Raw genomic sequence first — 20236 nt, forward strand, 5'->3', positions numbered from 1 at the left:
TATTTAGGAGGTCAAATCCATGGCATTTAATTTTAAATTACCAGATATCGGTGAAGGAATTCACGAAGGCGAGCTCGTTAAATGGTTCGTTAAAGAAGGCGACGAAGTAAAAGAAGACGATGTGCTTTGTGAAATTCAAAATGATAAATCTGTCGTTGAGATTCCATCTCAGGTAGACGGAACAGTTACAAAAATCCATGTGGCAGAAGGTGAAGTTGCAGTTGTAGGTGATACGTTAATTTCATTTGATGCAGAAGGATACGATGATGAAGAAGAGGAAGATACTAAATCAGACGATGCTTCTTCGGAATCAAAAGAAGAAAAAGCGGAAGAAAATACGGATCAAGCGTCTGACGACAATGCATCTGAATCAGATGACAAGCGTGTTATCGCAATGCCATCTGTTCGTAAATTCGCACGTGAAAATGATGTGAATATTAAAGATGTACAAGGATCCGGCAAAAACGGACGTATTACAAAAGAAGACGTAGAAAGCTTCTTAAGCGGAGATCAGCCTGAGGCTTCTTCTGAATCTGCAGAACCGGCAACTTCTGAAGATACACAAGCAGCTGCTGCTCCACAAGGACAGTATCCGGAAACACGCGAGAAAATGACAGCAATGCGTAAAGCAATTGCTAAATCAATGGTTAACTCTAAATCAAAAGCTCCACACGTTACGTTAATGGACGAAGTGGATGTTACAGAATTAGTAGCTCACCGTAAGAAATTCAAAGCAGTTGCAGCAGAACAGGAAATCAAGTTAACGTACATGCCATATGTCGTTAAAGCATTGGTATCTGCGTCTAAGAAATTCCCAATCCTTAACTCTTACATTGATGATGCAACGGATGAAATTGTAGAAAAACATTACTACAATGTCGGAATTGCTGCAGACACAGATCGCGGACTTTTAGTGCCGGTTGTGAAAGATGCAGATAAAAAATCTATCTTCCAGATTTCTGATGAAATCAATGAATTGGCAGTTAAAGCGAGAGATGGTAAACTGAAACCAGACGAAATGAAAGGTGCTTCCAATACGATTTCCAATATTGGTTCAGCTGGCGGTCAGTGGTTCACTCCAGTATTAAACTATCCAGAGGCAGCTATTCTCGGAATTGGTCGTATTGCTGAAAAACCTGTCGTTCGTGATGGTGAAATCGTAGTGGCTCCAGTTCTTGCTGTATCCCTAAGCTTTGATCATCGTATCGTTGATGGTGCAACTGCTCAAAATGCATTGAACCAAATCAAACGTTTATTGAATGACCCACAATTAATTATGATGGAGGCGTAAGTCATGGTAGTAGGAGATTTCCCGGTAGAAGTAGACACACTTGTCGTTGGTGCTGGTCCAGGAGGCTATGTTGCAGCAATTCGTGCAGCACAGCTGGGACAAAAGGTTACAATTGTTGACAAAGGTGAATTAGGCGGCGTTTGTTTAAACGTTGGATGTATTCCTTCTAAAGCACTTATTGAAGCAGGACACAAATATCAGAATGCAAAAGGCTCTGATGATTTAGGTATTACAACAGAAAACGTAAGTCTTGACTTCTCTAAAGTACAAGATTGGAAAGCATCTGTTGTAAACAAACTTACTTCTGGTGTTCAAGGACTGTTAAAAGGAAATAAAGTGGATATTGTAAAAGGGGAAGCTTACTTCGTAGATGAGCATACGGTAAAAGTTGCCGGCGAAAAAGACTCTCAAACTTACAAATTTAACAACTGTATTCTTGGTACTGGTTCTTCACCAATTGAAATCCCTTCTTTCAAATTCTCTGAAAGAGTATTGGATTCTACAGGAGCATTGGCTCTAACTGAAGTTCCTGAAAAATTAGTTGTTATCGGTTCTGGTTATGTTGGAACTGAGCTTGGTACAGCTTATGCAAACTTCGGCACAGAAGTAACGTTCTTAGAAGGTGCTAAAGATATTCTTGGCGGCTTTGAAAAACAAATGACCCAAGTTGTTAAAAAAACGCTTGATAAAAAAGGTGCTAAAATTGTTACAGAAGCAATGGCTAAAGGCGCAGAAGAAACTAAAGACGGTGTAAAAGTTACTTATGAAGCAAATGGCAAAGAAGAAGTCATTGAAGCTGATTACGTACTTGTTACAGTAGGGCGCCGTCCAAACACAGAAGAACTCGGCTTAGAACAAATTGGTGTTGAAAAAGATGACAGAGGCTTGATTAAAGTGGATAATCAAGGAAGAACTTCTGTAAGCAACATCTTTGCAATCGGCGATATCGTTCCTGGTCCGGCTCTTGCTCATAAAGCATCTTATGAAGCTAAAATTGCCGCAGAAGCAATTAGCGGTGAAAAAGCAGCTATTGACTACAACGCTATTCCGGCAGTAGCATTTACGGAGCCTGAATTAGCAACAGTAGGTCTGTCTGAACAAGCTGCGAAAGATGCAGGCTATGACGTAAAAGCTGCGAAATTTCCATTTGCAGCAAATGGACGTGCATTATCGTTAAACACTTCAGAAGGCTTTGTGAAGCTGGTTACCCGCAAAGAAGATGGTCTTATCATCGGCGGCCAAATCGCTGGTCCAAATGCGAGTGACATGATTTCTGAAATCGGACTGGCTATTGAAGCTGGAATGACAGCAGAAGATATTGCATTAACTATCCATGCTCATCCAACACTAGGTGAGATTACGATGGAAGCTGCAGAAGTAGGCTTGGGTACACCAATCCACACAATGTAATATTTGTTGAAAAAAAAGGCATGCTCCGGGTATATATCCGGGCATGCCTTTTTTAAGGAATAAGAAAGCAATAAATACACTCCCTGCGGAAAGCGACTTCCTGAGACTGGGATTGCGATTACTCGCCCCATCGAAAAGAGTTTGCGATTACCCGCCTCATCAAAAAACGCCGAAGCGTACATCTCCTGGGCAAGAACACTGGTTTTTGAAGATCAGGCGGTGTCCTTGCTTTTCTTAAATATAAAAAGGGAGTCAGGCACCTGCTTTAATAATCCAAGGTGCCTGACTCCCTTTTATCATGCAATAAATCTATTCTGAAGGGTTTTACTCCTTCATGCAGAAGCTAGTAAATAATTTGATCACTTGCGCTGACAATGGATTCTAATGTCTCCATAAGATCCCCGCGCGACATGTGATTTTCAATGGAGTAAATAACATCTTCATCTTTAAGTAAGTAAACACTATTATTATTTAAAGTATAATCTGACGGCAGCTCCTGATTATCCATGGTACGTTTTTCCGGACTGGAAATTTCATCTGGATATTTTGCCTTCAAATCAACAAATGTATTCATATAACTATCATTATCTTCAGCTGGAGGAACATATATAACATGATAGTCTGTAAATTCAAATTCAATAACTTGCATGTTCTCTTCATGTTGACAGCTATTTAATATGGGAATCATAGTAAATAAAAGTAGAATGATACCAAATTTCTTCATTCTATGTCACCTCTTCCCGAAAATAAAAGCAATCACTGTCACTTTTGTTTTCGCTGGATATAAATAGTTTAACAAATAAAATCCACTATTTAAGAGATGTTATAAAATAGTAACGAAAATGATATTAGAGTAACATTCTTTTGTAGCAAAGTGTAATACTTTAAAAGAAAAGTAATGATAAACGTGTTTTGGTGTCGAAAACTGGGTATAAAAAAGCTCTCCTTAATTTTAAGGAGAGCTTTTCTTTAACATTATTTCATTCTTCAGCACAGTTTTTATTAGTTAAGATTCAGGTCTATTTTCTTCCTGATCAATCTCGGGAAGAGTTTTTTTGAATCCTTCTTTCATTTCTTTTATTTCTTTTTTCTGTTTTTCCCGGAACTCCGGATCATATCTGCGCTGTCTGGCTTCCAATGTTAAAATTTTATGTTCACTTTTCAATGCTTTCAAGAGAGAGTAGCACATAAAAATCATTAAAATAGCGAATGGAAATGCTGCGATTAACATAGCCATTTCAAGTGCGCTTAATCCGCCAGACCATAACAGAACGGAGGCGATAGCAGCTAAAATCAGTCCCCAAATTACTTTTATACCCATGTTAGGGTTTAACTTTCCGCCGGTTGTAAGCATACTAAGCACAAAAGTACCAGAATCGGCTGACGTAATAAAGAAACATGAAATCAAGAGAACAGCAATACCGATGACAACTGAAGCCATTGGCATGGACTCAAGGAAAGCAAATAAAGCTACTTCATTCCCTAGTTCATTCATTAATTGATGAATCATGCCACCTTGGGATGCATCCATTTCTAAACCTGCGACACCAAAAACAGAGAACCAGATGGCGCTAAATATGACAGGCACAGCAGTTACACCAATAACGAATTCACGAATTGTTCTTCCTCTAGAAACACGGGCGATAAAGGTTCCAACAAATGGTGACCAGCCAATCCACCAAGCCCAATAAAATAGTGTCCAGGAATTTAAGAATTCTCTTTCTCCAATATATGCATTTGTGCTTAATGTCATACTGGGGAGATTTTGTATATAATTTCCTAATGTAGTTGTAAAGGATTCAATCATCTGGGTAGAAGAACCAAGGATGAACACAAAGACCATTAATCCAATTGCAAGTACAACATTGGTCCAGCTCAAGTATCGAATACCCTTGTTAATGCCTGTTGTAGCAGATAACATAAATAGTGCTGTGATAATGATTATAACGATTAAATTTGTTGTAAAGTTATTTGGAATTCCTTCAAATGTAAAATTTAACCCGGCTGTAATCTGTGTTGCACCTAGACCTAGTGATGTTGCAATACCAAATACAGTTGCGAAAACAGCAAGTGTATCGATGGAAATCCCTAAAATACCTTTTGTGCGATCACCAATCAATGGTGCAAAAACAGAACTGATTAAAGCAGGAGAACGATGTCGGAATTTAAAATAAGCCAGTGCCAATGCAAGTACTGCGTATACAGACCATGGGTGGAAACCCCAATGGAATAAAGTGTACTGCATCGATTGTTCTGCTGCAGCCAATGTTTCTGGTTCAGCTGAAGGAGGTGAATAATAATGTGTTACGGGCTCTGTCACACCGTAGAATACGAGGCCTACCCCCATACCGGCAGTAAATAAAAATGCAAACCAGGTGAAATAACTATATTCTGGTTTTTCATCAGGTTTTCCTAATTTTATTCTTCCATAAGGTCCAAAAATGAGAAATAGGGCAACTAGTATAAAACCAGTAGTAACGAGCATATAAAACCAGCCAAATGTGTCTGAAATAAAACCGTCAATGATGCCTAAAACATTTTCTACATTTGCAGGGAAAAAGGTTCCCCAAATAAGAAATACAAGTATCAACGATATGGATACCCAAAAAACAGGTGTAATTGTTTTTGATTTAATAAGTATGACCTCCTTATATTATAACATTTAAGTAATGTAAGCTAAGCAGCATCACTATTTTCTTATACATTTCAATGTTCATTCATTCTGGTTACTGTCATGTTTAAAAGTTCAACTAATTGGCGTTTATTATATTTCCCTTTATAAAGAGAGATTATCCAGACATTGATAATGAAATTAAAACAATACAAAAGATTGTTGTACAAATCCAAATCACATCAATTTTTCTGTAATTATGAATTTTAACTTTTGTAACGTTAGTTAGTAATTTAGCGTGAAATGGATTATGTTAGCGTCAGAACAACTAAACTGCTGCTTTTTTCCGTTTTTAGACTGGTTTTATACCGATTTATTCCCTCTTCTTTTGTTAAATACCTATAACAGACTAACAATCCTTTAACCTTATTGTCAACCTTTTGATTTAACACCTGTACAAGCAAACGGAAGAAGTATGTATCCTGTCAAAGCTATTTATCATCTAAATTAATTTCGTCAGCAGATAATCAAGAAGGCTTTTCCCAATGGAAGTTTGTATTCATTGTTTGCTGGTATGAAATTCAAATCATTTATTCCAGTTTCATGTCGAAAGAATGTAGATAGTGACACTTTATGTATTTTGTAATTTTAGCTTATTATTTAACTACCCAATATTAAAAAAATCAAACATATTTCATTCCCTTTCTTAATAAATACTTTGGTTGCTCATTGTAAAAAATTAACTTATAATAAAATCAGAATTTTATAATGGATTATGGGGGTTCTTGATAATATGTTACGAAAAAGCGGATTTATTGTCGTATTCATTCTGTTAGTCGGTGCGATGGCGGCCTGCAGTTCGAATGATAATGAGGAGAGCAGTGCAGAACAATCTGAGGAGGAGACAGAAGCGCCAGAAGAAAATACCGAGAACCAAGAGAATAAGGATTCGGTTGAAAATGAAACAAATGAACAAGAAACGGAAGAAGAAGGCAATGAGGAGGAAAACACAGAGGACCAGGAGCCGGCTTACTACATAGACGAAGAAACAGCAGCAATTCACCCTATTGATGATGCAGACGAGAACGTAGTCCTTCTAACCATTGATGATGCACCTGATGAGTATGCTCTGGAAATGGCTGAAACATTGCAGGAAAAGGATGCGAAAGCGATATTTTTTGTGAATGGACACTTTATTGAAGATGAAGAAGGACAAGAGGCGTTGAAAACCATCCATGAAATGGGATTCCCAATCGGTAACCATACGTATTCTCATCCGGTGATCCCGGAAATTCCTGAGGATGAGCAGACAGAGGAAATCGTCAGTCTAAACGATAAAATTGAAGAAATTATTGGTGAACGTCCGCAATTCTTTCGGGCACCGCATGGCGCGAATTCAGATCATTCACGCGAAGTTGTAAAGGAAGAAGGAATGGTTTTAATGAATTGGACGTACGGTTTTGACTATTTTGAGGAATATCAGGATGCAGATAAATTAAAAGAAGCTCTTATTTCTGGCGAAGCGCCTGAAATAGATATTAATTATTCCTTGCTCCAACCGGGCGCGAACTTGCTGATGCATGATCGTGAATGGACAAATGAAGCATTAGGAGATGTTATTGACGGTCTGCGGGATCAGGGTTATGAGATAGCTGATCCAAATTTAATTGAAACATTAGAATAAGATAATGTGGAGGGGAAACCGTGTATCAAACAAGGGTTACGAAGCTGTTAAATATTAAATATCCGATTATTCAAGGGGGATTGGCATACTTGGCTTATGCTGATCTTGCTGCAGCAGTAAGTAATGCTGGCGGGCTGGGACAGGTTACTGCAATGAGCTTGTCCTCTCCAGAAAAATTGCGGGAAGAAATTCAAAAAGTAAAACAGTTAACAGACCGGCCTTTTGGGGTTAACTTTGCTATTGGGCAGCACGGCAGAAAATTTGATCACATGGTAAAGGCGGCTGTAGAGGAGCAGGTGCCAGTAGTTTCAGTAACTGGAGGAAATCCTGCCGGTGTCTTTGACCTGTTAAAAGGTCACCCTATCAAAAAATTAGTCTTGGTTGCATCTGTAAGACAGGCTGTCAAAGCGCAGGAATTAGGAGCGGATGCCGTAATGGTTGTAGGGCAAGAAGGCGGAGGTCACTTGGGCAGAAGTGATACGGGTACCATTGTTCTTACGCCGCAGGTTGCGGATGAACTTAAAATTCCCGTCATTGCATCAGGCGGTATTGTCGACGGAAGAGGCTTGATGGCAGCACTAGCTCTTGGAGCAGAAGGCATTGAAATGGGGACAAGATTTATTGCAACAAAGGAAGTTCAGGCGCATATAAATTATAAAAAAGCAATTGTATCTGCCGGTGAAGGAGATACCGTAGTTATTAAACGTTCATTAGGCACGCCGGCAAGAGCATTACGTACGCCTTTTACAGAAAATATTCTCTCGCTGGAAGAAAAGTACGGGAATAATTACGAGCAGTTAAAGGATTATATTAGTGGAGAGGTAAATCAAAAGTATATCCATTCTGGCAAGGCGTCAGATGGATTTGGATGGGCGGGCCAAGGCGTGAGCCGTATCCGGCAGATTTTAAGTGTAGAAGATGTCATGGACTCCATTATAAGGGAAGCAGACGAGATTAAAGAAAAATGGAGTAAAGAGGTGTAAAAATGAATTATACGTACCCCATGGACGAAACGTGGTCGACAAATGAAATTATTGATGTAGTCAATTTTTTCTCATTAATTGAGCAGGCATACGAGAAAAAAGTCAGACGGTCTGATCTTCTTTCTTTATATCGGCGCTTTAAAGAGATTGTTCCGTCAAAAAGTGAAGAAAAGCAATTATTTGAAGAATTTAAGCGTTCTTCTGGATACTCCAGCTACCATGTCGTGAAAAAAGCAAGAGAGTCGGAAGAAGCTTTTATTTCGATAAAATGAAAGAAATCCCCTAAACTTTATGTCGTTTAGGGGATTTCTTTTATGCATCACGGCTGTCGATTGCCAATTTGTAAAGCGGGAGCAGCTGTTCATAGGTTTCTGTTATCGTTGTAAATAGTTCTTTATCATTTTGTAAAATCGGATCATCATAGGATAGATGTCTGCCGATCAAGAACTCGGCTTTTTTTACATCGCGGAAACGTTCTATCTCTTTTTCCGTTAGCGCTTCTAAGGAAATGGCATCCTTTTTAGTGTGATCTAATGAAACAACAAATGACGCAGGAAGAGTTTTTATTTCTTCAAAATGATCTAAATAGCTCGCTGCAATTTTTGATTTGTTCGGTAATTCATAAATAAGAGCCAGCCAGATAAATAAATGATCATCAAATAATCCAACTTGGAAGTGAGGGTGTTTTTTATAGCCTCTTTTGTTATCTGCGATTGCCAGCCAGGTATCATTGGGCGGATTTACACTTCTGCGTGCGTGTCTGGCAATATGTAAATAAAGCTCTTGATCTGTTTTCTCAGACAAATAAGAGACGAGTTCTTCCCCGATTGCTTGAAATTTTGGCTGTATTCTGTTCTGGATAGCTTCCATACGATCGTCTAACCCATCAATTGCAAATGTTTGAAAATCTTCTTTTGTAAAATGATATAATTCCACAAAATACCATCCTTTCCGTCATTAATATATACTTTTTTCAATATAAATTATTATTCTTTATCTGAAATAAGAAGTCAAGCGAGAGCAGGAAACCTTAAAAAGGAATATTTAAAAGCAATATTTTAAAGATTAGGAAAGTATAAATAGCTGAAGCTAGCCGTTCCAACGGGTGTCACGGGGGAGTAATCTTAGATCTTAGAACTATACTCCGCTTTCCGTGGATCCCGAGCCCATCTCCTTTAAAGAAGACTTAGCGATTGGCAAGCCGACAGGCGTAGACCCCGCAGAAAGCGGTTTTCTTCTGAGGAGGCTGAATGTTGCCCGCGGAAAGCGACTTCCCGTAGCGGATATCTCTTTGGCGAGGACACCGGTGATTTAAAGATCAAGTGGTATTCTTGTTTTTTACAATCCCGGGAAATGTTTAGTACTTCAAAAAGAGGGTATAGAGAGGTAAGAAATAAATTGATTTTTTAGTTTTTAGTGAACAAATTACCTTGTGAATCATAATATATAGCACATACATGAAACGAAAAGAAATGGTTGGCCCTTAAGTGAACTGTGAATTTCCTTATAAAGGAGTGATAGGATGAAATATGTTATGGAAGCTCTCCGTCGAAAAGAAGCAGAAGAACGTCTCCCTGTCATCAAATTAGAAATTGATTATGAATTGGCTACGTTATATGATGCGATGCAGGAGAAAGACACTGTACAAATTATCAAATCTAAAGAGAGGCTGAAGCAGCTCAGTGAGCAGTGGATAAGCCTTATCGATTAAATAATATTAGAATACCCTAATATATAGCCGCTTTCTTTATCAAAAAAAGGAGAGAAAACTCCCTCTTCAAGCGCGTAGAGATAAGGGGGAGATGAATCTCCTAAGCACAAAAAATTGATTTGGAGTGTCACAACTGTTCAACATCGAATCGAACAAACATTCCGAGTTCGTCCTTCTTCTACTATAATAGACAGGAGGAGGTTAGAAGCTATGAAAATAACAAAAGCATTTCATCTATCCGAACAAAAAACAAATCACCTTCATCCATAAGACAATCGGCTGCTCCCGTTTTGTCTACAACTATTTTACAGGAAAACAAAAAGAAAAAGACCACTATTGGCATACGGTGAATGAAATGGTACAAACGGACAGCTTCTTCAAAATAATTGGAAGGGCGAATTTTTCAATAAAAATAAGGCAATCAAAGCGGTCCCAGAATTGAAGAAAACTTATCCCTTCCTCAAAGAAGTTGATAGCATTGCCCTTCAAAAAGCCGTTGAAAACGTGAACGATTCCTATACACGTTATTACAAGAAACAGAACAAGGCTCTCATTTTAAATCGAAGAAGAACCCTATTCAATCGTATACAACCAAATATGTCAATGGAAACATTGCTGTATTGGATAAACATATCAAACTGCCTAAGCTCGGATTGGTTCGTTTTGCCAAAAGTCGGGAGGTGGAAGGGCGTATTATGAGTGCAACGATCCGGCGCAATTCTTCAGGCAAGTACTTTGTGTCGATTGTAGTTGAAACGGAAATTGGACACGATGAAAAAACAGGTTCCTCTATAGGCATCGATGTCGGATTAACCGATTTTGCTACCCTTTCCGATGGGACGGAGTATGAAAATCCAAGGTTTTTCCAGACATTAGAAAAGAAGCTGGCAAAAGCGCAGGTGATTCTTTCAAGGCGAGAGGTGGGCTCGGCGAATTGGCAGAAACAAAAACGAAAAGTAGCCCGGCTTCACGAAAAAATTGCTAATAAAAGAAAAGACATGGTGGATAAGATCTCCACCGATAAGGAGACAAGCTAAAACCGCCGCGTCCTGCGGCAACGCTTGCATGACCAACAACCTGTTGGCCTAAACCACAATATCATCGGGATAGAAGATTTGTTTATGAAAAACATGTTAAAGAATCAAAATCTTGCGAAAGCGATTAGCAAATGTATCCTGGTCAACGTTCCGAACGATGCTGGAATATAAAGCGGCCTGTTATGGAATGCAGGTTGTTGTAGTTGCGAAAAACTATCCATCCAGTCAGTTATGTTCTCATTGTGGACACCAAAACAAAGGAGTTAAAAACCTTGCTTTGCGTGCATGGACGTGTGATATCTGTCAATACCATCATCAAAGAGATAGGAACGCAAGCAGGAATCTTCGTAAGGAAGCATTGCGATTAACCGCAGGGACTGCGGGGCTAGTCTAATCCATAACTGACCGATAGGTTGGTGTTCTTAGGAATCTCTCACTTCAAGCACCTTGAAGGTTGGTAAGTGGGGGTAGTTCAAAAGAAAGAGCATATTAGGGTTGTTTATTGAATATTTCCATCCTCAATTATTCCTTTGTAGTAAGTTTAGGATTGGTTTAATAAAGAGGAGTCTGATAAAATAAGCTTACATGTAGTTTTTGGAGGCGATATATAAATGAATCAGCAACAAAGACAGAAAATTTATGAAACAGCAAAACGTTGGATATATGAGGCAGGGGCCGAAATTCGAGAGCATATGAATGATCCACTGGATATTGAAACAAAATCTAATCCGAATGATTTAGTAACGGCACTGGATAAACAAACGGAAAAATTCTTTGTAGACCGGATTCATCAAGCTTATCCAGAGCATCACATTATTGGCGAGGAAGGCTTCGGGGACACATTGTCTAGTGTCGACGGGACTATATGGATTATTGATCCGATTGACGGAACAATGAACTTTGTCCACCAAAAACGCTCATTTGCAATATCTATTGGTATTCTACATAATGGCATAGGTGAGATTGGTTTTGTTTATGATGTGATGGGTGATCAGCTTTACCATGCTAAGCGCGGTGAAGGTGCCTTTAAAAATGAAACCCGATTAGAACCATTGGATAAAAAGAAAAAATTGGAAGAATCTATTATCGGCATGAACCATTTTTGGTTATGTGAGAATCGTGTGGTAGCTTATCCAGTTATGCAAAAATTTGTGCGTACGGTAAGAGGTACACGGACAATTGGATCGGCAGCATTAGAATTAGCGAGTGTAGCTGAAGGGGTTCAAGATGCTTATCTTGCTTTAAGTCTGGCACCATGGGACGTTGCCGGCGGAATTATATTGAATCAGGAAGTTGGCGGTGTTGCCGGAGATGTAGACGGAAACCCTTGGAACCCGCTGGAAAGAGCACCGGCTGTCGTGGCTAATCCTGCAATCCATGATTCCATTATAGGATTTTTAAAGGAAGGAAGGAAATAATCATCCCTTCCTTTTTTTCTTTCTGGACATTGCAAATCCGAATACAGAAAATGCTAGGATAATACATAAAATGATGGCCCATACATTTCGGAAAGCAATAGCCAAGCCCACTAAAATAAATAACAGAACAACTAGAAATGCTAATAATAGCATGGAAATATCAATTTTCTTCATTTTTAACCGCCTTTACTATTTGTCCACAAACCAGTATAAAGGATAATAACGAGAACTTCAAAAAACAGACATATAATTTTTCATTTTTCTCTAGTCATATGAAAGCACTTTTAGTATGATTAAGGAAGCGTGTAAATGTGTATCTTCTATTAGATAAGGTGGCATGTAAGTTATGGTATTTGATTATGTCTTTGAATTGAATGGAACCGACAATATTTTCTGGATTTTTTATGTAATGAATCTAATTCTTTCAGCAATAGCTTATCAGCTGGGCTTTGCAAAAAAGCTCCCGATTGCAAAAAATATCATTGTATACATACTATTAATGGTTGGAACATTTGTTATAACTATCTTCTCCACGGTAATGAGAATGCCTACAATAGAATGCTTGATAATTATCATATTAGTGTTGGGTATATACCGTTTTCGTCTGCATCGAGAGAGAAAAAATCGCAGCGATGTACAAGAGGATAATGCATAAGCAAAAAAAGTATGAGAAGCCGTCCGTTTTTAAATCGGAGAAAGTTATTAGGAAAAAGTGGATATCACTAAAAAAAGCAGAGAGTCGATAATCGGCTTCTCTGCTTTTTAATGGAATAAAAAAATACAGGTTATAGGAAATCATCTACTTTCTTTTCTTCTTGATAAAAGCGAAATTTTCCTGTTGCCAGTCTTTTTTTTGTATTTTCTTCAATGCGGTCATAGCAAGTAGTACATAAATGAATATTTTTTCTGCGATTGCGCAATCTTTTCGCATGTGGTGAATTATTTTCTATTTCTTCCACTTTATCGCATATGGTGCATTTAACCTGCATGTTTCCACCTCAATTCGGTAATAAGAGTAAAACAAATTCTTTAGAAAGTGCCTGTTCAAAAAGTATGATGAAAAAGACCGGCCAGCTATGAATGCGATGTTCCAGATTTGGGATTACGTACTTCATCGAAGCGTTCTGGCGCAATTCCGGCACTAGACTACCGCTGCGCATTGCCGTGTCATTTTTATTGGACTTTTTGAGCATTCTCTTATATAACACACTATAAGTATAGCATATTTTATAGAGCTAATTAAATAATCAAAGTTTGAAAAGGTGAGAAGTGGGAATGATAACAATAAAGAAGTACCTGATTTTTCAGCAATCCTATTTTGCCTGAGGAAGCAGGGGAAAGGGATTTCTTAAGTAAAATGAAGTTTCAATTTATGGAAAGGATGATAACATGAAAAAAAGATATGTGGTATCAGCATTAGGAGCAGTCGGAGCGGGTGTTGCCGGTGTATTATTGACAGATAGAAAGAAACGAAAAAAAATAAAATCATCGCTGGGAACTTTAAGGGTATTTGAAAACGCCGGAAAACCTGATGAATTTGCGGAAGAAGAATTGGACCAATTGGAAAATGCTAAAATGGTTTCCGAGGGGTCGCAATTTGGAGTACAGTACTATAATGAAAAAAAGGCTGAAATGAATCAGCTGTCAAAAGAAGAAAATGAAAAAAGATAATAGAAAGTCCGCCCGCTGCTTATTTTATAGACAGCGGGCGGACTTTGTTAATGATTAATGAATATGAATTTCTTTAATATACTTAATTGGATTATCCTGATTAGAGCCATCTTTATAATAAAAGTGAACGGGACCATCTTCACGAAGCGGCTTTCCTTCTAAGGAAAAAAGCAAAAAACCATTCTTGGCGTCTTCTAAAGCTATTTTTTCGTTTTCTCCATTGCTTTTAATAAATTCAACTTTCGCAGCGTCTGCTTTTGGTTCTGCATTATTCAGAAAATCATGCAATGGGATAACATAGCTGTTTTTTAAATACGCTTCCCCTTCCATCTTCGAGATACTCCGGTTTACAGGCGGTTTTTGAAAGTTTGAAGTAAATGTTTCTTGTTCTTCTGGTTCCGTAAAAGCATTTTCTAATTCCACTTTTCTATCATCAAAAATCCATACAGTTGGATCAAGTGTGATAGGATAGCCGACATTTCCTTTAATCATTACGATCATATTATTTTATCCCCCTACGTATATACATACATGCAGTGCAAATCAAGATAGGGAAGCGTTTGCTTCACAAATGCAGTTTGCACGTACTTCCAACTATTAGAATAGCAAAGATTAGGAGTACTTTCATCTATTTTAATTCAGAAAGCTGCAACATCTGCCTGCCCTTGTTTTTAACAAAAAAAGGAATAAAAAGCGTATTTTTAACATTATACTTAAGTTATGTTTGCATTTTTGTGCTTGTAGCGATAATATTATATAAAGAATGTTAAAATGCGGAGGGGATTATATTGATGCCTGATGTAACGATTAATCACCGTGAAAAAGCCCACGCTCTTTTGAAAGCTGATGCTGATAAGATACTTCGTTTAATCGAGGTTCAGATAGAAAATTTGACGATGCCACAATGTCCTGTATATGAAGATGTACTGGATACGCAGATGTTTGGCTTATCTAGAGAAATTGATTTTGCAGTTCGTCTGGAATTGATTACAGAAGAAGAAGGACGAAATTTATTGGGAAACCTGGAGAAAAAGCTTAATATATTACATGAGGCTTCACAACGTACATTGTGAGTATATTTGCCGCTGCTGGGACAGTACCATAATAAAACTTTGCCAATTTAACAAACGGCAAGGTTTTTTTATAAGTTGGAGGATAACAATTGTCAGTGTGCATTGATTCTTATTCAGGAGTAGTCACGGCTGAATTTGAGCTTTGAATCCAAAAAAGTTCGGCAACAGCTTTCACTTTTTAGGCAGGATACATCGAAAGATGGCGGCTTTTAATGTGTATGCCCATGTTACCCTTACTATAATTGATAGAAAAATACATGAAGGCTGGCTGAATCTTAAATTAGGAAAGAAAAGATGAAGACGTTTCAAAAATGAAATAATTACATATGTAACAAAAGGAAGCTGAAGAATGGTTGGAATACTAAAAAATGCGTAACCATGCAGGTTAGAATAAATTTTTAGAGCTTCCTGTTGTTTCCTATATGTTAAAAAATGTATACTGACAAATGAGAGATAATTATAACAGCTCTATTAAAAATATGATATACTGTTAAAAATCTCTTAAAAAAGGATGTTCAAAAAGTCCGCCAAAAATGACACATCGAATTTCTTCGTTAGCTTGCTTTTCCGCTGAGACCTGCGATTACTCGCCCCATTAAAATCGTTGCTCAAAGCTGCGCTGCCTCGAACTTCTCGGTCTTTTTTAACGGACTTTTTGAACACACACTTAAACTTACATAGTGACTAGGAGAAAAATAATGTTAAAAAATTGGAAGCACTTCGATTTCACATTGATGATTACGCCAATTCTATTAGCTGGTTTTGGAGTAGTAATGGTATATAGTGCAAGTATGGTATTAGCTGTTGTGGAAGGTTCAGACAGTAATTTTTATCTTAACAGGCAATTAGTCTTCTTTATTGTTGCACTTATTGGATTCGCGATTACATCCTTCTTGCCGTACCAAATCTATCAAAGACTGATGAAGATAATCATTATATCTTGTATTATCTTACTTGTAGCTGTTCTTTTCTTTGGAGATACAGTCAATAATGCAAGGTCGTGGTTTCGGTTTGGTCCATTCAGCTTGCAGCCTGCAGAGGTCGCTAAGCTTGGTCTGATTATGTATTTAGCTGCAATATATTCTAAAAAGCAGGCTTACTTAGACCAGTTTAGCAAAGGAGTGCTGCCTCCGCTTATCATCACTGCCGTCGTTCTTGGATTAATTGTGGCGCAGCCGGATGTTGGAACAGCTGCTATTATATTTTTGATGGCATGCTCTGTTATCTTTGCTTCTGGTATCAAATGGAGACATTTATCTATTCTTGTTTTTGCCGGCTTGCTGTTGCTTGCATTTGCCATTCCAAACATGGTAACGGAAGAAAGACTCTCCCGTTTTACTGGTGCTTACCAGCCGTTTAATTCGCCGGATTTAAACGGGTATCAATTAATCCAGTCGTATGTTGCGATTGGTGTGGGCGGCTGGACAGGAGAAGGGCTAGGACAAAGTATCCAAAAACTGGGCTTTCTGGTAGAAGGTCATACGGATTTTATTATGGCCATTATTGCGGAAGAACTCGGATTTGTAGGGGTAGCGATCGTTTTAGGTTTACTTGCTGCCATTGTCTTTAGAGGACTCTATATTTCCAGACGATGCCAGGATAGTTTTGGTTCATTGCTTGCACTTGGGATTGCATCGATGATAGGCATTCAAACTTTTATTAATTTAGGCGCAATTAGCGGGGTTCTGCCAATTACAGGTGTTCCCTTGCCATTTATCAGTTATGGAGGATCCTCTTTGCTGTTTATGATGATATCCATGGGGATTCTTAATAATATAGCTATGCAAGTTAATAAGAAAGAAAGTGAAAGGGAAGAACTGGCTCCTAAGCCTAGTTTATTCCACAGAAAATCTATCAATTCGTACAGAGGTGGTAAAGCATGACAGACTTAAAGCAAATTAACAAAGTATTAGTTGCAAACAGAGGAGAAATCGCGATACGTGTATTCCGGGCTTGTACCGAGTTAAATATTCGCACTGTAGCTGTTTACTCCAGCGAAGATTCGTCTTCCTTTCACCGGTTTAAAGCGGATGAAGCTTATTTAATCGGGGAAGGGAAAAAGCCGATTGACGCATACTTAGATATCGAAGGAATCATTGCTTTAGCAAAAGAAGTAGATGTGGATGCAATCCATCCGGGCTATGGCTTCCTTTCTGAAAACATCGAATTTGCAAAGCGCTGTGAAGAAGAGGGCATTATTTTTATCGGCCCTACCAGCCAGCATTTAAATATGTTTGGAGATAAAGTAAAAGCAAGAGAACAAGCATTGGCTGCCGATTTACCAATTATTCCGGGTAGTGACGGCCCGGTTAACTCTTTAGAAGAAGTCAAAGCTTTCGGTGATAAGCATGGCTATCCGATTATTATTAAAGCTTCGCTTGGCGGCGGCGGAAGAGGCATGCGTGTGGTGCAGGATGCCAATGAAGTGGACAATGCTTATGACCGCGCAAAATCAGAAGCAAAGGCTGCCTTTGGGAATGATGAAATCTATGTAGAGAAATTAATTGAAAATCCGAAACATATTGAAGTACAGATTATTGGTGACAACCAAGGGAATATTATTCATTTATATGAAAGAGACTGTTCTGTACAGCGCCGTCATCAGAAATTGATTGAGGTAGCTCCAAGCTTATCTCTAAACGAAGAGCTGAGAGAAGCAATCTGTCAGGCAGCTGTCGATTTGATGAAAAATGTCGACTATCTCAATGCGGGTACGGTGGAATTCCTGGTAACCGAAAACGATTTTTACTTTATCGAAGTAAACCCGCGTGTGCAAGTAGAGCATACGATTACCGAGATGATTACCGGTGTGGACATCGTTCAGACGCAAATCAAGATTGCGGATGGATTTGGACTTCATGATAAGGAAGTAGGTATTCCAACACAGGATAAAATTACAACACAAGGTTATGCGATTCAATCCCGTGTGACTTCGGAAGACCCGCTGAATGATTTTATGCCGGATACCGGAAAAATCAATGCTTACCGCAGCGGCGGCGGATTTGGTGTCCGTCTCGATGCAGGAAATGCGTACCAGGGAGCAGTTATTTCACCTCACTATGATTCATTATTAGTAAAAGTTTCTACCTGGGCGCTTGATTTTGAACAGGCTACCATTAAAATGGTGCGAAACTTAAAAGAATTCCGAATTAGAGGAATCAAGACAAATATTCCATTCCTGGAAAATGTGATGCTGCATGAACAGTTCTTATCCGGAGAATATGATACGACGTTTATTGATAAAACACCAGAATTGTTTATTTTCCCAGTACGCCGTGACCGCGGAACCAAAATGCTGACGTATATTGCAAACACCACTTTAAATGGCGTAGATGGTGCGGAAAAGCAGGATAAACCAGATTTTGATAAATTGATTATTCCGAACACAGAAAATATTGAAACACAGCCGGGATCGAAACAAATTTTAGATGAACGCGGTCCAGAAGGACTTGCTAAATGGCTGAAGGATCAAAAACAGGTGATGCTGACCGATACCACATTTCGTGATGCCCATCAATCTTTACTGGCTACACGCGTTCGTACCAATGACTTATTGCACATTGCAGAGCCGACAGCAAAATTACTGCCAAATCTATTTTCTGTAGAGATGTGGGGCGGTGCAACCTATGATGTTGCTTACCGTTTCTTGAAAGAGGATCCTTGGCAAAGACTGCTGCATTTGAGAAAGCGCATGCCGAATGTGTTATTCCAGATGCTGCTGCGTGCAAGCAATGCGGTTGGATACAAAAACTATCCGGATAATGTAATCGAATTATTTGTGAAGAAAAGTGCCGAAGCCGGTATTGATGTATTCCGTATTTTTGACAGCTTGAACTGGGTGGAGGGCATGCAGGTAGCCATCGATAACGTCCGCAAAACGGATAAAATTGCAGAAGCTGCAATCTGTTATACGGGTGATATTCTAGACACAGGCAGACAAAAATATGATCTTGACTACTATAAGAATATGGCTAAAGAACTGGAAACAGCTGGCGCTCATATTCTGGGAATCAAGGATATGGCAGGCTTGCTGAAGCCGGAAGCAGCCTATCAGCTGATCAGCACATTAAAAGAAACCGTCGATATTCCGATTCACCTGCATACGCATGATACCAGCGGCAATGGAGTGTACGCTTATTCGAGAGCGATTGAAGCAGGAGTCGATGCGGTTGATGTCGCGGTTGGTTCGATGGCAGGGATGACTTCTCAGCCAAGTGCACAGTCACTGTACTATGCTTTAGAAGGAAAAGCATATCAACCAGCGCTGGATATTGAAAAATTTGAAGAAATTGGCCAGTATTGGGAAGGTGTCCGCCAGTTCTATAAAGATTTCGAAAGCGGCATGAATGCGCCGCATACAGAAATCTATCAGCATGAAATGCCAGGCGGTCAATACAGCAACCTGCAGCAGCAGGCAAAAGCGGTAGGGCTTGGCGATCGCTGGAATGAAGTGAAAGCAATGTTCCGTACGGTGAATGATATGTTTGGTGATATTGTCAAGGTTACTCCATCCTCCAAAGTGGTCGGAGATATGGCGCTCTTCATGGTGCAAAACGATTTAACAGAGGAAACAATCTATGAAAAAGGCGAATCCATTGATTTCCCTGATTCGGTGATTGAATTCGCACAAGGATATATCGGACAGCCTTACCAAGGCTTCCCGGAAAAACTGCAAAAGCTGATTTTAAAAGATAAAAAACCAATCACTGTAAGACCTGGGGAGCTATTGGAAGACGTTGATTTTAAAGAGATGCGTGATACACTTTATAATGAACTGAATCGTCCGGTCAACAGCCATGATTTGATTTCCTATGCATTATATCCAAAGGTATTCAAAGATTACGAGGATTTCTTGAATACGTATGGCGATATGTCTGTATTAGACACACCGACATTCTTCTACGGCATGAAGCTTGGTGAAGTGATTGAAGTAGAAATTGAAAAAGGGAAAACCCTGATTGTGAAGCTGGTTTCTATTTCGGAGCCGAAAGAAGACGGCACCCGTGTTGTTTATTTCGAATTAAATGGGCAGAGCAGAGAAATCGTCGTCCGTGATAATAGTATTGAGTCTGCGATTGCAGCTAATCCGAAAGCAGATAAATCCAATCCAAAGCACGTAGGTGCAACGATGCCTGGAACCGTCCTTGAAGTACATTGTGCGAAAGGCGATACGGTTAAAAAGGGACAGCATCTGATGACCAACGAAGCAATGAAAATGGAAACGTCCGTACAGGCTCCGCTTGATGGAGTGGTTAAAGAAATCCATGCACAAGCAGGCAGCTCGATTGCGGTAAATGATCTATTGATTGAATTTGAATAAACAAAATTAAAACAGCCCTTTGGTGAA

The 20236-nt window shown here is 39.0% G+C and carries 18 protein-coding genes and 1 pseudogene; 13 read left to right on the forward strand and 6 right to left on the reverse strand.

Annotated features, from left to right (window positions below):
- Window positions 1-19: 19 nt before the first annotated feature.
- Window positions 20-1291, forward strand: a complete 1272-nt coding sequence (locus ACW0TQ_RS15920; RefSeq protein ID WP_455725820.1) for a dihydrolipoamide acetyltransferase family protein — start codon at window positions 20-22, stop codon at window positions 1289-1291.
- A gap of 3 nt (window positions 1292-1294) precedes the next feature.
- Window positions 1295-2701, forward strand: coding sequence for a dihydrolipoyl dehydrogenase (lpdA, locus tag ACW0TQ_RS15925; RefSeq protein WP_042535266.1), 1407 nt, complete (start codon window positions 1295-1297; stop codon window positions 2699-2701).
- Between the two features lie 343 nt (window positions 2702-3044).
- On the opposite strand, the gene ACW0TQ_RS15930 is transcribed toward lpdA, so the two are convergent.
- Together ACW0TQ_RS15930 and ACW0TQ_RS15935 are read right to left on the reverse strand one after the other, a co-directional pair.
- Entirely contained in the window at window positions 3045-3425 is a 381-nt protein-coding gene (locus ACW0TQ_RS15930) for a hypothetical protein (protein ID WP_256704885.1), read from the reverse strand.
- 282 nt (window positions 3426-3707) lie between these two features.
- Complete coding sequence (locus ACW0TQ_RS15935; protein WP_374705733.1) at window positions 3708-5342, reverse strand: BCCT family transporter; 1635 nt, start codon at window positions 5340-5342, stop codon at window positions 3708-3710.
- Between the two features lie 763 nt (window positions 5343-6105).
- Here ACW0TQ_RS15935 and ACW0TQ_RS15940 point away from each other — a divergent pair.
- The 3 genes from ACW0TQ_RS15940 to ACW0TQ_RS15950 are packed head-to-tail and all read left to right on the forward strand — an operon-like array spanning window position 6106 to window position 8251.
- Entirely contained in the window at window positions 6106-6996 is an 891-nt protein-coding gene (locus ACW0TQ_RS15940) for a polysaccharide deacetylase family protein (protein WP_042535260.1), read from the forward strand.
- A 20-nt stretch (window positions 6997-7016) separates the two neighbouring features.
- A complete protein-coding gene (locus tag ACW0TQ_RS15945; protein ID WP_042535258.1) occupies window positions 7017-7979 on the forward strand; it encodes an NAD(P)H-dependent flavin oxidoreductase in 963 nt (320 codons plus the stop codon).
- A 2-nt stretch (window positions 7980-7981) separates the two neighbouring features.
- Entirely contained in the window at window positions 7982-8251 is a 270-nt protein-coding gene (locus tag ACW0TQ_RS15950; protein ID WP_042535256.1) for a UPF0223 family protein, read from the forward strand.
- Between the two features lie 40 nt (window positions 8252-8291).
- Here the strand turns inward: ACW0TQ_RS15950 and ACW0TQ_RS15955 are convergent, their stop codons facing one another.
- On the reverse strand, window positions 8292-8915 hold the full coding sequence (locus ACW0TQ_RS15955) for a YktB family protein (protein WP_455725821.1): 624 nt from the start codon (window positions 8913-8915) through the stop codon (window positions 8292-8294).
- A 586-nt stretch (window positions 8916-9501) separates the two neighbouring features.
- On the opposite strand from ACW0TQ_RS15955, the gene ACW0TQ_RS15960 reads away from it, so the two are divergent.
- The 3 genes and pseudogenes from ACW0TQ_RS15960 to ACW0TQ_RS15970 all read left to right on the forward strand — a co-directional run bounded on the left by ACW0TQ_RS15960 (window position 9502) and on the right by ACW0TQ_RS15970 (window position 12145).
- Window positions 9502-9690, forward strand: a complete 189-nt coding sequence (locus ACW0TQ_RS15960) for a hypothetical protein (protein WP_256704879.1) — start codon at window positions 9502-9504, stop codon at window positions 9688-9690.
- Window positions 9691-9922: 232 nt separating this feature from the next.
- A pseudogene (tnpB, locus tag ACW0TQ_RS15965) lies at window positions 9923-11121 on the forward strand (IS200/IS605 family element RNA-guided endonuclease TnpB).
- Window positions 11122-11338: 217 nt separating this feature from the next.
- The gene (locus ACW0TQ_RS15970) at window positions 11339-12145 is read left to right on the forward strand and encodes an inositol monophosphatase family protein (RefSeq protein ID WP_289584879.1); all 807 of its coding nucleotides are present in this window, start codon (window positions 11339-11341) and stop codon (window positions 12143-12145) included.
- Here the strand turns inward: ACW0TQ_RS15970 and ACW0TQ_RS15975 are convergent, their stop codons facing one another.
- Complete coding sequence (locus ACW0TQ_RS15975; RefSeq protein WP_175297073.1) at window positions 12146-12319, reverse strand: DUF5325 family protein; 174 nt, start codon at window positions 12317-12319, stop codon at window positions 12146-12148.
- A gap of 172 nt (window positions 12320-12491) precedes the next feature.
- Between ACW0TQ_RS15975 and ACW0TQ_RS15980 the strand changes: the two genes are divergently transcribed.
- The gene (locus ACW0TQ_RS15980) at window positions 12492-12800 is read left to right on the forward strand and encodes a YlaH-like family protein (RefSeq protein WP_042535249.1); all 309 of its coding nucleotides are present in this window, start codon (window positions 12492-12494) and stop codon (window positions 12798-12800) included.
- A 130-nt stretch (window positions 12801-12930) separates the two neighbouring features.
- On the opposite strand, the gene ACW0TQ_RS15985 is transcribed toward ACW0TQ_RS15980, so the two are convergent.
- Window positions 12931-13134, reverse strand: a complete 204-nt coding sequence (locus ACW0TQ_RS15985; protein ID WP_042535247.1) for a YlaI family protein — start codon at window positions 13132-13134, stop codon at window positions 12931-12933.
- 400 nt (window positions 13135-13534) lie between these two features.
- Between ACW0TQ_RS15985 and ACW0TQ_RS15990 the strand changes: the two genes are divergently transcribed.
- Window positions 13535-13816, forward strand: coding sequence for a hypothetical protein (locus tag ACW0TQ_RS15990; protein ID WP_256704877.1), 282 nt, complete (start codon window positions 13535-13537; stop codon window positions 13814-13816).
- 54 nt (window positions 13817-13870) lie between these two features.
- Here the strand turns inward: ACW0TQ_RS15990 and ACW0TQ_RS15995 are convergent, their stop codons facing one another.
- On the reverse strand, window positions 13871-14317 hold the full coding sequence (locus tag ACW0TQ_RS15995; protein ID WP_455725822.1) for a hypothetical protein: 447 nt from the start codon (window positions 14315-14317) through the stop codon (window positions 13871-13873).
- Between the two features lie 290 nt (window positions 14318-14607).
- Here ACW0TQ_RS15995 and ACW0TQ_RS16000 point away from each other — a divergent pair, with 290 nt between their 5' ends.
- The 3 genes from ACW0TQ_RS16000 (at window position 14608) to pyc (ending at window position 20209) form a co-directional block, all read left to right on the forward strand.
- The gene (locus ACW0TQ_RS16000) at window positions 14608-14889 is read left to right on the forward strand and encodes an Fpa/YlaN family protein (protein WP_042535242.1); all 282 of its coding nucleotides are present in this window, start codon (window positions 14608-14610) and stop codon (window positions 14887-14889) included.
- 698 nt (window positions 14890-15587) lie between these two features.
- Window positions 15588-16772: a putative lipid II flippase FtsW gene (ftsW, locus tag ACW0TQ_RS16005; protein ID WP_256704875.1), complete on the forward strand. Its 1185-nt coding sequence runs from the start codon at window positions 15588-15590 to the stop codon at window positions 16770-16772.
- A complete protein-coding gene (pyc, locus tag ACW0TQ_RS16010; RefSeq protein WP_455725823.1) occupies window positions 16769-20209 on the forward strand; it encodes a pyruvate carboxylase in 3441 nt (1146 codons plus the stop codon). Before ftsW ends, pyc begins: the two co-directional genes overlap by 4 nt.
- The last annotated feature ends 27 nt before the right edge of the window (window positions 20210-20236 follow it).

This window comes from Oceanobacillus sp. M60, from assembly GCF_053839645.1.

Excerpts from the sequence above, each read along its gene's own strand:
- ACW0TQ_RS16000 (WP_042535242.1), top strand. The coding sequence starts at position 14,608 with ATGCCTGATGTAACGATTAATCACCGTGAAAAAGCCCACGCTCTTTTG.
- ACW0TQ_RS15975 (WP_175297073.1), bottom strand. The coding sequence starts at position 12,319 with ATGAAGAAAATTGATATTTCCATGCTATTATTAGCATTTCTAGTTGTT.
- ACW0TQ_RS15990 (WP_256704877.1), top strand. The coding sequence starts at position 13,535 with ATGAAAAAAAGATATGTGGTATCAGCATTAGGAGCAGTCGGAGCGGGT.
- pyc (WP_455725823.1), top strand. The coding sequence starts at position 16,769 with ATGACAGACTTAAAGCAAATTAACAAAGTATTAGTTGCAAACAGAGGA.
- ACW0TQ_RS15980 (WP_042535249.1), top strand. The coding sequence starts at position 12,492 with ATGGTATTTGATTATGTCTTTGAATTGAATGGAACCGACAATATTTTC.
- ACW0TQ_RS15940 (WP_042535260.1), top strand. The coding sequence starts at position 6,106 with ATGTTACGAAAAAGCGGATTTATTGTCGTATTCATTCTGTTAGTCGGT.
- ftsW (WP_256704875.1), top strand. The coding sequence starts at position 15,588 with ATGTTAAAAAATTGGAAGCACTTCGATTTCACATTGATGATTACGCCA.
- ACW0TQ_RS15960 (WP_256704879.1), top strand. The coding sequence starts at position 9,502 with ATGAAATATGTTATGGAAGCTCTCCGTCGAAAAGAAGCAGAAGAACGT.
- lpdA (WP_042535266.1), top strand. The coding sequence starts at position 1,295 with ATGGTAGTAGGAGATTTCCCGGTAGAAGTAGACACACTTGTCGTTGGT.
- ACW0TQ_RS15930 (WP_256704885.1), bottom strand. The coding sequence starts at position 3,425 with ATGAAGAAATTTGGTATCATTCTACTTTTATTTACTATGATTCCCATA.
- ACW0TQ_RS15985 (WP_042535247.1), bottom strand. The coding sequence starts at position 13,134 with ATGCAGGTTAAATGCACCATATGCGATAAAGTGGAAGAAATAGAAAAT.
- ACW0TQ_RS15920 (WP_455725820.1), top strand. The coding sequence starts at position 20 with ATGGCATTTAATTTTAAATTACCAGATATCGGTGAAGGAATTCACGAA.
- ACW0TQ_RS15970 (WP_289584879.1), top strand. The coding sequence starts at position 11,339 with ATGAATCAGCAACAAAGACAGAAAATTTATGAAACAGCAAAACGTTGG.
- ACW0TQ_RS15995 (WP_455725822.1), bottom strand. The coding sequence starts at position 14,317 with ATGATCGTAATGATTAAAGGAAATGTCGGCTATCCTATCACACTTGAT.
- ACW0TQ_RS15950 (WP_042535256.1), top strand. The coding sequence starts at position 7,982 with ATGAATTATACGTACCCCATGGACGAAACGTGGTCGACAAATGAAATT.